Genomic DNA, 12740 nt, shown 5'->3' on the forward strand with positions numbered 1-12740 from the left:
GATTTGCCTCAACAGATTCTCGGCAATTGCTCGCCCGACAGCCAGTCGACGATCCGCCCGCCGCCGAAGCTCGTGGCCATCTGCACGAAATGATGATCGTCGGCCACGGCCTCGCCGATGTCGGCGGCGTCGCGGCCAAGCGGATGCGCCCGCATCGCGGCCAGCACTGCAGCAGCACTTTCGGGCGCCACGATCGCGACCAGCTTGCCCTCATTGGCGACATGGAGCGGATCGAGCCCGAGCAGCTCGCACGCTGCCGCGACGCCCGGCTTGACCGGGATCGCCTCCTCGCGAAGATGGAAGCCGAGGTCGGACTGCTGGGCGATCTCGTTCAGCGTGGCTGCAAGCCCGCCGCGGGTGGGATCGCGCATCAGGCGGATACCGCGGCCGCCGCCTTCGACCATCTTCGCGACGAGATCGTTCAGCGCCGCCGAATCCGAGACGATCTCGGTCTCGAAGGCGAGATTCTGCCGCTTCGACATTATCGCCACGCCGTGATCGCCGAGCGTGCCCGAGATCAGGACGCGATCGCCGACGCGGGCATTCTCCGCCGAGAGATCGAGCCCGTCGGGCACGACCCCGACGCCGGCGGTCGAGATGAACAGGCCGTCGGCCTTGCCGCGCTCGACCACCTTGGTGTCGCCGGTGACGATGTGAACGCTGGCCGTGCGCGCAGCCTCGCCCATCGATTCCGCGATCATCTTGAGGTCGGCGAAGCGGAAGCCTTCCTCGATGATAAAGCTTGCAGAGAGGTAGAGCGGGCGTGCACCGGCCATGGCGATATCGTTGACGGTGCCGTGCACTGCAAGCGAGCCGATATTGCCGCCGGGGAAGAAAAGCGGCGAGACCACATAGCCGTCGGTCGTTATCACCATGCGCCCGGCACCAACGTCGAATGCCGACTGGTCGTTGCCGCGCGCCAGCCATTCATTGCCGAAGGCCTCGTGGAACAGACCCGAGATCAACTGCGCCATGGCCCGGCCGCCCGAGCCGTGGGACAGGTCGACGCAGCCGTTCCTGATGTCGAGCTTGCGCTGGTAGGTCTTCATGACACACGCCTTTGCTGGTGGTCGCGGAAGCGGCCATAGGTCCAGTGTGCGGCGCAGGCGCCTGCGGCGCAGGCGCCTTCGGCGGAGACCATGCAGGAGCCCATGGGCGTCTCCGGCGTGCAGACGGTGCCGAACAGCTTGCAGTCGACCGGCTTCTTCACGCCGCGCAGGATGGTGCCGCATTCGCAGGCGGGATTGTCGTCGACGCGCAGCTCGTGCATGTCGAAGCGCACCTCGGCGTCGTATATGGCGTAAGCGCGCTTCAGCTTCAGCCCGCTATACGGAACCTGTCCGAGCCCCCGCCATTCGAACTGATCGCGCAGCTCGAAGATGTTGGAGACCTCCTCCTTGGCGCGCAGATTGCCGTCGCGGTTCACCGCGCGGCTGTACTGGTTCTCGACCTCGTGCCTATCCTCGTTGACCTGCCGCACCAGCATCAGGATCGCCTGCATCATGTCGAGTGGCTCGAAGCCCGCGATCACCACGGGCTTGCCGAACTCCTCGGCAAAGAACTCGTAAGGGGCCGTGCCGATGATCGTCGAGACATGGGCCGGCCCGACGAAACCGTCGATCTCGACCCGGCCGATGTTGCGGATGTCGGGACTTTCCAGGATGTTCTGCATCGCCGGCGGCGTCAGCACGTGGTTGCAGAACACGGTGAAGTTTTCGAGCTGCTTCTTCTCCGCCAGCCGGATCAGGACTGCAGTCGGCGGCGTCGTGGTCTCGAAGCCGATGGCGAAGAACACGACCTCGCGTCCGGGATTGTCCTCGGCGATCCGGATCGCGTCGATGGTGGAATAGACCATGCGGATGTCGGCGCCGCGCGCCTTCGCCTTCAACAGCGATGCGCCCTGCGAGCCGGGAACGCGCATCAGGTCGCCATAGACGCACAGGATGACGTCCGGCCGCTCGGCGAGCCGGATCGCCATGTCGATGCGTCCGGCCGGCAGCACGCACACCGGACAGCCGGGGCCGTGGATCATCCGCACGTTCTTCGGCAGCATGTCCTCGAGGCCGTAACGCGAGATCGCGTGGGTATGGCCGCCGCAGAATTCCATGAAGCGATAGAGCTTTTGCGGATCGGCTTCCGCGCGGATCGCTTTCGCAAGCCCGAGCGCGATCTCCTTGTCGCGAAACTCGTCGGCATATTTCATGACGCGGCTTCCTGCCCCTCGGCGCTAAGCTCGCGCAGCAGCTCGAGCGTCCGCATTGCCTCCTCCGGATCGATCTTCGTCAGGGCAAAGCCGACATGGATGATCACATAGTCGCCGACGGCGAGATTCTCGATCAAGGCGACCGATATCTCCTTGCTGACGCCGTCGATCGAGACGATTGCCATCTCGTCGGGTAGGAGCTTCGTGACCTCACCAGGTATCGCGAGACACATCAGGGCGGTTCCTTCGAGGCCGTACTGTTCGAGTTGGAGCGCGGCGATCCAGGCCTGGCCGAGGCTGAGACCGCCGTCATTGGGCGGCACTTGCCGCGGCAGCAGCGGCAAGAGACCGGCGGCGATACAGCCGCGCTCGATCTCGCAACTGAGGATCGCGTTGAGAAAGCAGCCGCCGCTCAGGGCGACGGTCGTGACGCCGGTCTCGCGCGCCGCACGGGCGATCCAGTCGACGCAGGCAGCGGCGAACGTGCCATGGAACAGCCCGGCCCCCTCGACCGGATCGATGCCCTCGGCCGCAAGGCGCGCAAGCAACGGAAACAGGGACAGCACCCCATCCTCGATCGTCCAGCCGTCTTTCATGGAGCGCGGCGCGCGAACCCGCGCCTCCAGTTTCATCGCGGCTTCGCCCTCATAGCTCTGCACCTGGCAAAGACCGAGCAGCCCCGCCGCCGCGTCGAACAGCCGGCCGGCGCTGGTCGTCACCGGTACGCCCGGCTGGTCGAGCAAGGCATGGAGACGCGTAGCCTGCGGCTGCGCCGCAAACCGGGTCGCGATCGCGTTGCCGCGGGCCAGGCCATGCAATGCGCTTGCAGCCATGCGCCACGGCTCGCGCGCGGCGCGATCGCCGCCCGCCATCTTCATCGGCGCTAGATGGCCGAGCCGCCGGAACTGCGCGCGCTCGCACAGCAGGAGCTCGCCCCCCCAATTGCCGCCGTCGCTGCCCTGGCCGAAGCCGTCGAGCACCAGCGCCAACGCAGATCCCGCGCGGCCATGCTCCGCCATCACGGAGGCGGCATGGGCATGATGGTGCTGGACTGCGATCAGCCGCCGCCCGCTCGCTTCGGCGAGGCGGGTCGAGGCTATGTTCGGGTGCAGATCATGGGCGATAACCGCCGGCTCGACGTCCAGCGTCGACAGCAGGTGGCCGATGGTTTCCTCGAAGACACGGACGCCTTCGGCGGTATCGAGGTCGCCGACGTGCTGGGAAACGAAGGCCTCGCTGCCGCGCGTGACCGTCACGGTCGACTTCAACGCGCCGCCGACCGCAAGGATCGGCGGCACCGGTCGCGCCAGCCGAACCGGCTCTGGCACGTAGCCGCGGGCACGGCGGATGAACTGCGTCCGGCCGGCGACGACGGCCGCCACGGAATCGTCGGCGCGGGTGATGATGTCGCGATCATGGCTGATGATGAGGTCGGCGATGCCGGCAAGCCGCAGCTCGGCCTCGCGATTGTCGATCAGAAGCGGCTCGCCGCCGGGATTGGCGCTGGTGGCGACGATCGCCCAGCTCTCGCCGGCGAGCGGATGCGCCGCATCCAGCGCCTCGAAGATCAAATGAAGGAGCGGAGTGACCGGCAGCGCGATGCCGATCCGCGCCAGCTCCGGCGCGATCGCCGGCGAGAGCCGATGGCGCGATGTCAACAGCACAATCGGCCGCGGCGACGTCTCGAGCAAGGCGAGCTCGGCAGCATCGGCGTCGGCGATGCCGGCGACCGCCTCCACCGAGCCGACCATGACGGCAAACGGCTTCTGGCCGCGCTGCTTGCGCTGGCGCAGGCGCTGCACGGCCGCCTCGTCCCGGGCATCGCAGACGAGCTGATAACCGCCGAGCCCCTTGACTGCGACGATCTTGCCTGCGGCGATCGCGGCAGCGATGTCCTCGATACCGTGGCTGAGCCGCGGGCCGCATTGCGGGCAGGCGATCGCTTCGGCATGGAAGCGGCGGCTGCCGGGATCGGCATAGTCGCCCGCACAGGCCTTGCACATCGCAAAGCGCTTCATGGCCGTGGTTGCGCGGTCGTAAGGAAGTCGCTCGGCAATGGTATAGCGCGGACCGCAATGGGTGCAGTTGACGAAGGGGTAGCGATAGAACCGGCTGGCTGGATCGAACAGCTCGCTCAGGCATTTTGGACAGGTCGCGGCATCGGCGACGATGCGTGTCGACACCCTGCCCTGGTCGCTCGCGCGGATATAAAACCCCTCGCTCGCCACCGCCCCGACTGGCTGCACCGAGATCTCGTCGATCCGGGCGAGAGGCGGCTTTTCCAGCGGCAGTGCCCTGACGAAGTCCGACGCGCGCTCGCCCTCGACCTCGATGACGACGCCATGGGAATCGTTGGCGACGAAGCCGCCGAGGCGGTAGCGCGTGGCGAGGCCGTAGACATAGGGGCGAAAGCCGACGCCCTGTACCGCGCCGCGCACGTGCAGGCGCAGCCGCCGTCCGTCCCGCGCCGCGGCCTCGCCGCCCATCGTCACTCCGCCGCCGTCATCGCGGAAGGCGTCGTCGCCGCCATCCGCTTGCGGATCCAGGCAAAGAACGCCGCAAAGCCTTCGCCGGTGCGCGCCGACACCGTTAGCACCTCGATCTTCGGGTTGACCCTGCGCGCATAGTCGATGGTCTTCGCCAGATCGAAATCGAGCACGGGCGCGAGATCGATCTTGTTGATCAGCATCAGCGACGAGGCTGCGAACATGTCGGGGTATTTCAGCGGCTTGTCCTCGCCCTCGGTGGTCGAGAACACCACGATCTTGCAGGCCTCGCCGAGATCGAACGCCGCCGGGCAAACCAGGTTGCCGACATTCTCGATGAAGAGCAGGCCGCCGTTCAGCCAGGGCAGCCGGTCATAGGCCTCGCCGACCATGGCGGCGTCGAGGTGACAGCCCTTGCCGGTATTGACCTGGATCGCCGGCACGCCGGTCGCGCGAATGCGCTCGGCATCGTTAGAGGTCTGCTGGTCGCCTTCGATCACGCCGATCGCAAAGCTTGCCTTCAGCTCGGACACGGCGCGGACCAGCAGCGAGGTTTTGCCGGTGCCGGGGCTGGAGACCAGGTTGAAGGCGAGCACACCGTCGGCCGCGAAGCGGGCGCGGTTGTCGGCCGCAAGCCGGTCATTCTTGCCGAGGATGTCGCGCTCGACCTGGATGACGCGGTCGCTGCTCATGCCGGCGATCTTCTGGCCCGCGGGATTGGCGCCGCAGTCGAGCAGCCCGGCCTCATCGGGGGCGTGGTCGTGGGCACCACCGTGGTGATGGCGGTGACCGTGGTCGTGGCCATCACCGCGGTGATGATGATGGTGCCCGCCGTGCTCATGGCCATCGCCGTGATCATGATGATGACCATGCGCATCTTCGATCGATGCCTTGCCGTCGCTGCAGCCGCAGACTGTACACATCAGTCGACCTCCAATTCCCTTACGCGCATCTCTTCGCCGCCCGTCACCTGCAATTGGTCGCCGCCGCATGACGGGCACGGCTCGTAACGCTGCCCGATCTCAACGGTTTTGGAACAGGCCATGCACCAAGCCGTGCCGGGCGTCTCGACGATCTCGAGCCGCGCGCATTGCGCGATGGTCCGCGCGGCCACGGCCTCGAAGCAGAATTTCAGCGCCTCCGGCGCGACATGGCTCAGCGCACCGATCTCCAGACAGACGACGTTCACCTTGGTGAAAGCGCGCTTGCGCGCTTCCTCCTCGACGATACCGACGATGCCTTCGCACAGCGCCATCTCATGCATGGCCGGCCTCGCGAAATTTCAGGCTGAAGCCGACGCAGGGATCGAAGGAGCCGACCAGCGCGCGAACCGCGTCCTGTCCCTGCCGGCCGGTCGCGAGCGTAGCGCCCTTGAGGCTCCTGACCAGCGGTCCGCGGGCGTGAAAATTCCAATCGGTCGGTGCCAGGAACTCGAAGTTGACGACGCGATCCTCGTCGTCCAGTGCGACGGCGTGATGGAGGCGCCCGCGTGCGCATTCGACCGCGGCTGCCCCCTTGCCCGCGCCGAGCCGGTAGCTCGCGACGACGCCTTCATCGAAATCCGCATCGCCACGAGCGAGCCAGGCGCAGAGCCGCGCGACCTCGGCAATCCGCGCCTTCAGACGCGCGGCGGAGCCCGCTTCCGCCGCCGAGACCGCTTCACGGCGTACCCTGCGCGCCCAGACGCCGGTTTCCGGTACCCGGCCGCAGAGGTCTGGCGCATCGGAATAGGCCGCACCGTCCGCCAGCAGACGCGTGACGATGTCTAAATCGTCCGCCACCGTCAGGAAGGATGGATCGGCCTCCCGCTCTGACACCAGCTTGCCGTGGCATCCCGGGACGGAGGCGGGGAGCGGGCTGCTCGGCGCGGGCGTCTCGTCTTCTTCGCCGGCGATCCCCATCGCGCCGAGCGCGGCCTTGATCTGCGCCACCGCGTCGCGATGCAAGGCCGGCGGGACGGCCTCGTCCGCGCCCCCAAGCAGCGCGCTTGCCTGCATTACGGCGCGCACCGCCGGAGCGTTTGTGCCGTCGAGCGCGAGCCGCCCGACGAACAGGCCGCGCAGCAGTTCGGTCAGCCGCTCGACGACGACTGCGGTGACGCGGCGCCCCACCGTTGCGGGAGCCGCCTCCCGCCCTTGCGCGGCTTCCACCGCCGACTGGAACGCCACGTGATGGGCGATCGAGCACAGCGAGAACAGACGCGGCAGTACCGGAAGCAGCGAAGCCGCGGGCTTTCCCGGAAACAGCCGCGTCAGCGGCGGCCGGTTGCGCGGCTTGATCGCGACGTCGGCGATCGTGGCGCCGGACAACAGCACCGTAATATCGATCTCGTTGCGGAACGAGAGACTCATCCATGCCGCTCCGTCAAGGCACCCCGCAGGAAGTTACGCCGATCGATCGGGCTTGTCGCGGGCTCGCGGCGGCGAACCGCCTCCTCGCTGTCTGCCGGCAGCATCAATTCGGCAAGCGCGGCTTCGGCCGTCGCTCGCGCGGCATCCATGTCGGCGAATTGGAACATCGGCGAGAACAGCGAGCAGCTCGCGATCCGGCCGATCCGGGCGACCTCGTTGAGGGCGAATTCGATATCGCCCGCGGGAAAACGCATTCGCACAGTCGCGCCCGAGGTGGCTAGCGTCACCGCGCCCGCCGTCATCGCCACGTTCATGAACCACGGCGTGACAATGATGCCGACGATCGTGCCGTTGAAGGGACGAAAACCGACCGCCTCGACGCCGAGCGCATCGTTGTAGATGGGTAGATCACGCATCGCGCGCTCGCCGATCTCCCGGTAGCTTGCGGCCAGAAGCTCGCCCAACGCCGCGGCGTCGGCGTCGCCTGCAGGACCTGACGCAGTCGCTGGCGCGCTGCCTGTCATGTTTCGATCGCCATGAACTTGGATTTTGGCGCGTCGCAATTCGGGCAGTGCCACTCCTCCGGCAGCGCCGCGAACGGCGTGCCCGGCGCGATCTGCGCTACCTCATCGCCATCCGCCGGATCGTAGACGGTCCAGCAGATGCCGCGTGAAGTCGGCGACGTCCTGGCGCACGCCAAAATTCTCGAAGGCGCTCATTTGAAGTAGGCCTCGATGATTTCCTGCAGCCGCTCGGCGGAATCCTCGAAATCCTCGTCCGCTGCCAGCGCAACCGTCGGCACGCCACCGACTTCGAGCGTATCGAGAATGATAGTGTCCATGGCGTTGAAGAACTGCACCGACCAGACATTGCGGATGCCGGTGGAGAGCACCCGGCAGGTGCCGTAGCCGCGCGACACCAGCTGAATCGGTCCGTTCCGGATCGTGTCCTGCAGGAAGCTCATGTCGACCGGGCTCATCGGCAGCAGCGTGAAATTGATGATCTGCGAGCGAATGCCGGGCCGCCAGGCCTGTGCCTGCTCGCGGATTTCGGCGAGCACCGGCAGCACGTTCATGACGCCCTCCGGCACCTGCCCGATCTCGAAATCGGCGGATGTCAGGTCGGCAGCCGCACGCTTGACGATCTCGGGAACCGCGCCGATCTCGAGATATTCGGAAGTGGCGTCGGTCTCGAGCCGCAGACGCCAAATTCCCGCCAGCACCGATTCCTGGATCTGCGCCAGCGATCCGTCCGGCAGCGCGACGACGCCGGCGACCTCGCCTTCGCCGAGCACGTCGGCCACCAGCTTGCTCTCGAGATCGTTGAGATTAGCCAGCCGAAACAGTTTTGTCGGCGCGTTCGCCTTTTGATCCGCGATGGCATCCGCGATCCTCGCGAGCAGCGCGACCGCGTTCGGGCAGCTCTTTGCAAGCTCCGCACTGTCGAGCGTTGCAAGCTTTGCGAGCGCGCCGGCCGCCGTCAGGCTGCCCTTCGCTGCATTGAGACTCTCGTCGCCGATCGGAAACACGTTGACTGGTTGCTCGGCGCCTTCGGGCACATCCCAGAAGCCGGCCTTCATAGCCGGACCTCTTGTGCGCAATGCTGGGGAACGATGGTGACGGCGACTGCGGCGCCTTGCCCGCGCGGCCGGTCGATCAGCTTGGTGATGCGGTCGGCATAGACCGACCAGTCCTGGATCTTGGCGATCAACCCCAGCGTCTTGCCGTTGGCGACGAAGATCAGCGTCGGCTGCACCCGCACCTCGAAGCGCTCGCCGAGCGCACGCTCAGCGTCGCGTGCGATGATCGCACCGCGCAGTCGATTGCCGAACGCTGCGATAAGCTCGGGCAGCACCACGGCGACATCGATTGCCTCCGGAAAGCTGTTGGGATCGCCCGCCGACAGCAGCACCGCGACCGCACCGGCCTCGTCCGCTTCGCCAAGAAAATGATCGACCGTCGCAGCATCGACCTCGGGCAGACCACTCCGCGCCAGATCATGCTTTCCCACCTGGAATTCCATCGAACCTCTCCTGACAAGCTTGTGTTTTTGCCAAACTAGAGGTTAGCAAGCCACGTGCCAGGATCGGTTATCACATGTCCGGATTTATCCCATTGATCCAGATCATGTATTTCTTGGCGCCGACTGCCGCCGAGGCCGGCCGGTCACTGATGTCGTCAACACATCAAACGGGAGAAGCAGCGGCGATCCTATAGTCGGACCGAAGGTGCTCGGGTAGTTGCGGCTCGCGGTCGATGAGGTCGGCGAAGAAGCGGTCGCAATCCTCGCCGTCGAGCGCCGCGCTGAGACCTTCGATCGCATTCGCGATCAGGCGTGCCTCGTCCTCGTCCAGCAGCCGGATCGCGGTGTCGATATAGACCAGCACCTTGGCGCCGACCGGAGGATTCGACAGCAGCAGCACAGAGACGGGGCGCTGCTCGCCGCGATACGCGCACAGCGCCGAGATCCCGTCGGTCTCGACAATCGTCATGGGCAGGCCGAGGCACATGGGCAAATCTCCGGCAGTGTGGCCGATCAGGCCGGCCGCGTCTCGTAATGGAGATGATCGATGTCATTGGCGAGCAGCCGCTCGATATCTGCCAATGGCTCGGCGCGTTGGCTCACCGTGAGGCCCCATTCGGCCAGGATGGCGCAAGCGAGATTGATCGCCGGCGCGATCTGGTCACGCACCGGCGGCGTCAGCGGTCCGCCCCAGTCTTCGAGATCGAGCGGCTGGCAGCCGATCAGCACCAAATGTGTCGGGCAACGGCCGAGCAGGTCGGCCGCGCTGATGACTTCCTGGAAGCCGGTCTGGTGCAGGCTCATCTTCTTGGCCCCGGTGAAACGCGGCACCTCGTCGTCACGCACAAGCTTCAACTGGCCGGGCTCGAGGCCATAGTCGATCGCGTCGAACACGATCAGGCGGTCCGCCTCTTCCAGATAGTTGACGAGATAGAGCCCCTGCGTGCCGCCATCGAGGATGGTGACGTTGTCGGGCACGGCGTAGCGGCGGTGAAACTCCTCCACCGCGCGCACGCCAAACCCTTCGTCGGCCCACAGGATATTGCCGATGCCGAGCACCAGGATGCGATCGTCTTGCGAGAATGTCGGCTTCACTTGGCGTCCGCGTCTCAGTCGCGGAATTGCCGTTCGCCCGAGATCATCGAGGAGATGATGCTCCGGCGCGACATGATGTCTTCGCGGATCGCGGTGTAGATGTGCACCATCACGAACACGACCAGCGCCCACATCCCGAGATGATGCCAGGTGTGGACGTCCTGGCTGTTCGGCCAGATCGCAAACACCCAGCCGAACAGCTTGTGCTGCCAGCTGTCGATGCCCTGACCTTCCGAATATAGTGCAAAGCCGGAGACGATCATGAAGGCCACGAACAGCGTGAATCCCGTGAACATCGCGGTCTGCGCCAGCGGATTGTGGCCGACATGCATCTTCGGCTCGCGCGCCAGGAACGCGTACCAGCGGATTTCGTGCAGCACTTCCTTCCAGAACTGATTGCGGTGAACCGGGATGTAGAAGATCTGCCGAGAGTGGTGGTTGCCGACGAAAGCCCACAGGATGCGCGTGAGGAAGAATACCGCAAGCACCTGCCCCGCGGCGAAATGGGCGAAGCGGATGTAGCCCATCACGAAATTGTCGGACGCCTCGCCCGCGACCGTCGGCAACGGCGTTCCGATCAGATAGCCGGTCACCATAAGCACGATAATCGAGAACGCGTTCACCCAGTGACAGATCCGTACCGGCGCTTCGTAGACATAGGCGCTGGGACGACCCACCGCACGTTCCCCGGAAGCATCGGCTGCGATCGCTGCGAGGTCGGGCCTGGCTTCCGAGGCGGGAGCAACTGCATCCATCATGATCCTCTCCTACCTGACCTTGACCTTGGCGAGCTCCTGGCCGTCCGGGCTCATGACGTGCGTCGAACAGGCCAGGCACGGATCGAAGGAATGGATGGTGCGCAGGATCTCCAGCGGCTGCTCGGGATTGACCATCGGCGTGTTCATCAGCGACGCCTCGAAGGCGCCAATATTTCCCTTGGGGTCGCGCGGCGAGCCGTTCCAGGTCGTCGGCACCACGCACTGGTAGTTGTCGATCTTGGTGTCCTTGATCTTGACCCAGTGCGCGAGCGCGCCGCGCGGCGCCTCGGTGAAGCCGACTCCCTTGGCCTCCTTCGGCCAGCTCTCCGGCTTCCACTTGTCGACATTGGCGGTCGAGCTGTCGCCGGCCTTGATGTTGGCGACGAGCTTGTCCTGGAAGTAGCGCATCTGGCGTCCGGCCCAGACGGATTCGAGCGCACGCGCCGCCGTGCGGCCGAGCGTCGAGAACAGCGCCGACATCGGCAGGTGCAGATCCCGAAGGAACTTGTCGACGGGATCCTTGAACTCCGCCTTGTTCTGCGCGTAGCCGACGACCCAGCGCGCCAGCGGGCCGACCTCCATGGCGTGACCGCGCCAGCGCGGCGCCTTGATCCAGGAGTACTTGCCGCCTTCGTCGAGCTGCTCAATCGCCGTCTTGGTGCCCTTCGCGTTGGGTCCCAGCACGTAATTCGGCTCGGTGACGCCGTCCCAGGGATGAAGTCCCTTGGTCTCGTCGGGATATTTGTACCAGGAGTGCACCACGAACTCCTGGATCTCGTCGGGATTGGCGTGGTCGACCGGAAGCACCTTGGACAGGTTGCCGTTGATAATGGCGCCGCGCGGCAGCTTCAGGCTCTTGGCCGAATAGTCGTTGGCATGTTCTGGCACATCGCCATACGAGAGTACGCTCTGGCTCGAAAGGCCGCCGCCATAGAGCCAATCCCTGTAGAATGAGCCGATCGCCGCCACGTCGGGCAGATAGACCATTTCGTTGAACTCGATCAGACGGTCGATGATCGAGGAGATCAGGTTCAGCCGTTCCATGTTGATGGCGCCGATAGCGCCGGTGCCGTCGACATTGATCGGACAGGGCACGCCGCCGACGAGCCAGTTAGGATGCGGGTTCTTGCCGCCGAAGATGGTGTGAATCTTGACGATCTCCTTCTGGAAATCGAGCGCCTCCAGATAATGCGCCACCGCCATCAGATTGGCTTCGGGCGGCAGCCTGTAGGCCTTGCTGCCCCAATAGCCATTCTTGAACGGACCGAGCTGTCCGGACTCGACGAACTTCTTCAGCCGGGTCTGCAGATCCTTGAAGTAGCCGGGCGACGACAGCGGCCAGCTCGAGATCGACTGCGCTAGCGTCGAGGTCGCCCGCGGATCGGCCGAGAGCGCGGAAACGACGTCGACCCAGTCCAGCGCGTGAAGGTGATAGAAATGGACGATGTGGTCGTGCACCTGCAGGGCAAGCTGCATCAGGTTGCGGATCGAATTGGCGTTCTCCGGGATGGTGATCCCGAGCGCGTTCTCGACCGCGCGCACCGAGGTCAGCGCGTGCGTGCCGGTGCAGACGCCGCAGATCCGTTCGGTGAACGCCCAGGCGTCGCGCGGATCGCGGTTCTTCAGGATCACCTCGATGCCGCGCCACATCGTGCCAGTGGAGACCGCGTTGCGGATGACGTTGTCGGCGTCGACATTGACCTCGACCCGCATGTGACCTTCGATACGTGTCACGGGGTCCACGATGATGCGCTTGCCGGAATTGTCGAGATTGAAACCGTTGGGAGTCTGGATACCCATGATTGTCCTGCCCTGCTGTGTCTTT

Annotated in this window: 13 protein-coding genes and 1 pseudogene; all 14 read right to left on the bottom strand. The window is 65.5% G+C overall.

The annotated features are described in order from the left end of the window. Positions 1 to 8 precede the first annotated feature (8 nt). Positions 9 to 1049: a hydrogenase expression/formation protein HypE gene (gene hypE, locus AB7245_RS07920; RefSeq protein ID WP_439034139.1), complete on the bottom strand. Its 1041-nt coding sequence runs from the start codon at positions 1047 to 1049 to the stop codon at positions 9 to 11. Continuing rightward, a complete protein-coding gene (gene hypD / locus AB7245_RS07925) occupies positions 1046 to 2203 on the bottom strand; it encodes a hydrogenase formation protein HypD (protein ID WP_439034140.1) in 1158 nt (385 codons plus the stop codon). Before hypD ends, hypE begins: the two co-directional genes overlap by 4 nt. After that, complete coding sequence (hypF, locus tag AB7245_RS07930) at positions 2200 to 4689, bottom strand: carbamoyltransferase HypF (RefSeq protein ID WP_439034141.1); 2490 nt, start codon at positions 4687 to 4689, stop codon at positions 2200 to 2202. The genes hypD and hypF overlap by 4 nt, the downstream gene beginning before the upstream one ends. Before the next feature lie 2 nt (positions 4690 to 4691). After that, a complete protein-coding gene (hypB, locus tag AB7245_RS07935) occupies positions 4692 to 5612 on the bottom strand; it encodes a hydrogenase nickel incorporation protein HypB (protein WP_439034142.1) in 921 nt (306 codons plus the stop codon). Then, a complete protein-coding gene (hypA, locus tag AB7245_RS07940; RefSeq protein ID WP_439034143.1) occupies positions 5612 to 5953 on the bottom strand; it encodes a hydrogenase maturation nickel metallochaperone HypA in 342 nt (113 codons plus the stop codon). Before hypA ends, hypB begins: the two co-directional genes overlap by 1 nt. After that, positions 5946 to 7040 (bottom strand): nickel-dependent hydrogenase large subunit, encoded by a 1095-nt coding sequence (locus tag AB7245_RS07945; protein WP_439034144.1) that lies wholly within the window; start codon positions 7038 to 7040, stop codon positions 5946 to 5948. The genes hypA and AB7245_RS07945 overlap by 8 nt, the downstream gene beginning before the upstream one ends. Beyond that, complete coding sequence (gene hybE, locus AB7245_RS07950) at positions 7037 to 7564, bottom strand: [NiFe]-hydrogenase assembly chaperone HybE (protein ID WP_439034145.1); 528 nt, start codon at positions 7562 to 7564, stop codon at positions 7037 to 7039. Before hybE ends, AB7245_RS07945 begins: the two co-directional genes overlap by 4 nt. Then, a pseudogene (locus AB7245_RS07955) lies at positions 7561 to 7759 on the bottom strand (rubredoxin). Before AB7245_RS07955 ends, hybE begins: the two are co-directional and overlap by 4 nt. After that, positions 7756 to 8619 carry a hydrogenase expression/formation C-terminal domain-containing protein gene (locus AB7245_RS07960; RefSeq protein WP_439034146.1) on the bottom strand — a complete coding sequence of 288 codons (864 nt, stop codon included), beginning with the start codon at positions 8617 to 8619 and terminating at the stop codon, positions 7756 to 7758. Before AB7245_RS07960 ends, AB7245_RS07955 begins: the two are co-directional and overlap by 4 nt. After that, positions 8616 to 9062 (bottom strand): hydrogenase accessory protein, encoded by a 447-nt coding sequence (locus AB7245_RS07965; protein WP_439034147.1) that lies wholly within the window; start codon positions 9060 to 9062, stop codon positions 8616 to 8618. Before AB7245_RS07965 ends, AB7245_RS07960 begins: the two co-directional genes overlap by 4 nt. 163 nt (positions 9063 to 9225) lie before the next feature. After that, positions 9226 to 9549, bottom strand: coding sequence for a HypC/HybG/HupF family hydrogenase formation chaperone (locus AB7245_RS07970; protein ID WP_439034148.1), 324 nt, complete (start codon positions 9547 to 9549; stop codon positions 9226 to 9228). 26 nt (positions 9550 to 9575) lie between these two features. After that, positions 9576 to 10157 carry a HyaD/HybD family hydrogenase maturation endopeptidase gene (locus AB7245_RS07975; protein WP_439034149.1) on the bottom strand — a complete coding sequence of 194 codons (582 nt, stop codon included), beginning with the start codon at positions 10155 to 10157 and terminating at the stop codon, positions 9576 to 9578. Positions 10158 to 10171: 14 nt separating this feature from the next. Continuing rightward, a complete protein-coding gene (gene cybH, locus AB7245_RS07980; RefSeq protein WP_439034150.1) occupies positions 10172 to 10915 on the bottom strand; it encodes a Ni/Fe-hydrogenase, b-type cytochrome subunit in 744 nt (247 codons plus the stop codon). A 9-nt stretch (positions 10916 to 10924) separates the two neighbouring features. Continuing rightward, positions 10925 to 12715: a nickel-dependent hydrogenase large subunit gene (locus tag AB7245_RS07985; protein WP_439034151.1), complete on the bottom strand. Its 1791-nt coding sequence runs from the start codon at positions 12713 to 12715 to the stop codon at positions 10925 to 10927. Positions 12716 to 12740: the final 25 nt, after the last annotated feature.

Origin of the sequence: Bradyrhizobium sp. 604_D8_N2_3 (genome assembly GCF_051810765.1) — a bacterium.
Lineage (GTDB): Bacteria > Pseudomonadota > Alphaproteobacteria > Rhizobiales > Xanthobacteraceae > Bradyrhizobium > Bradyrhizobium barranii.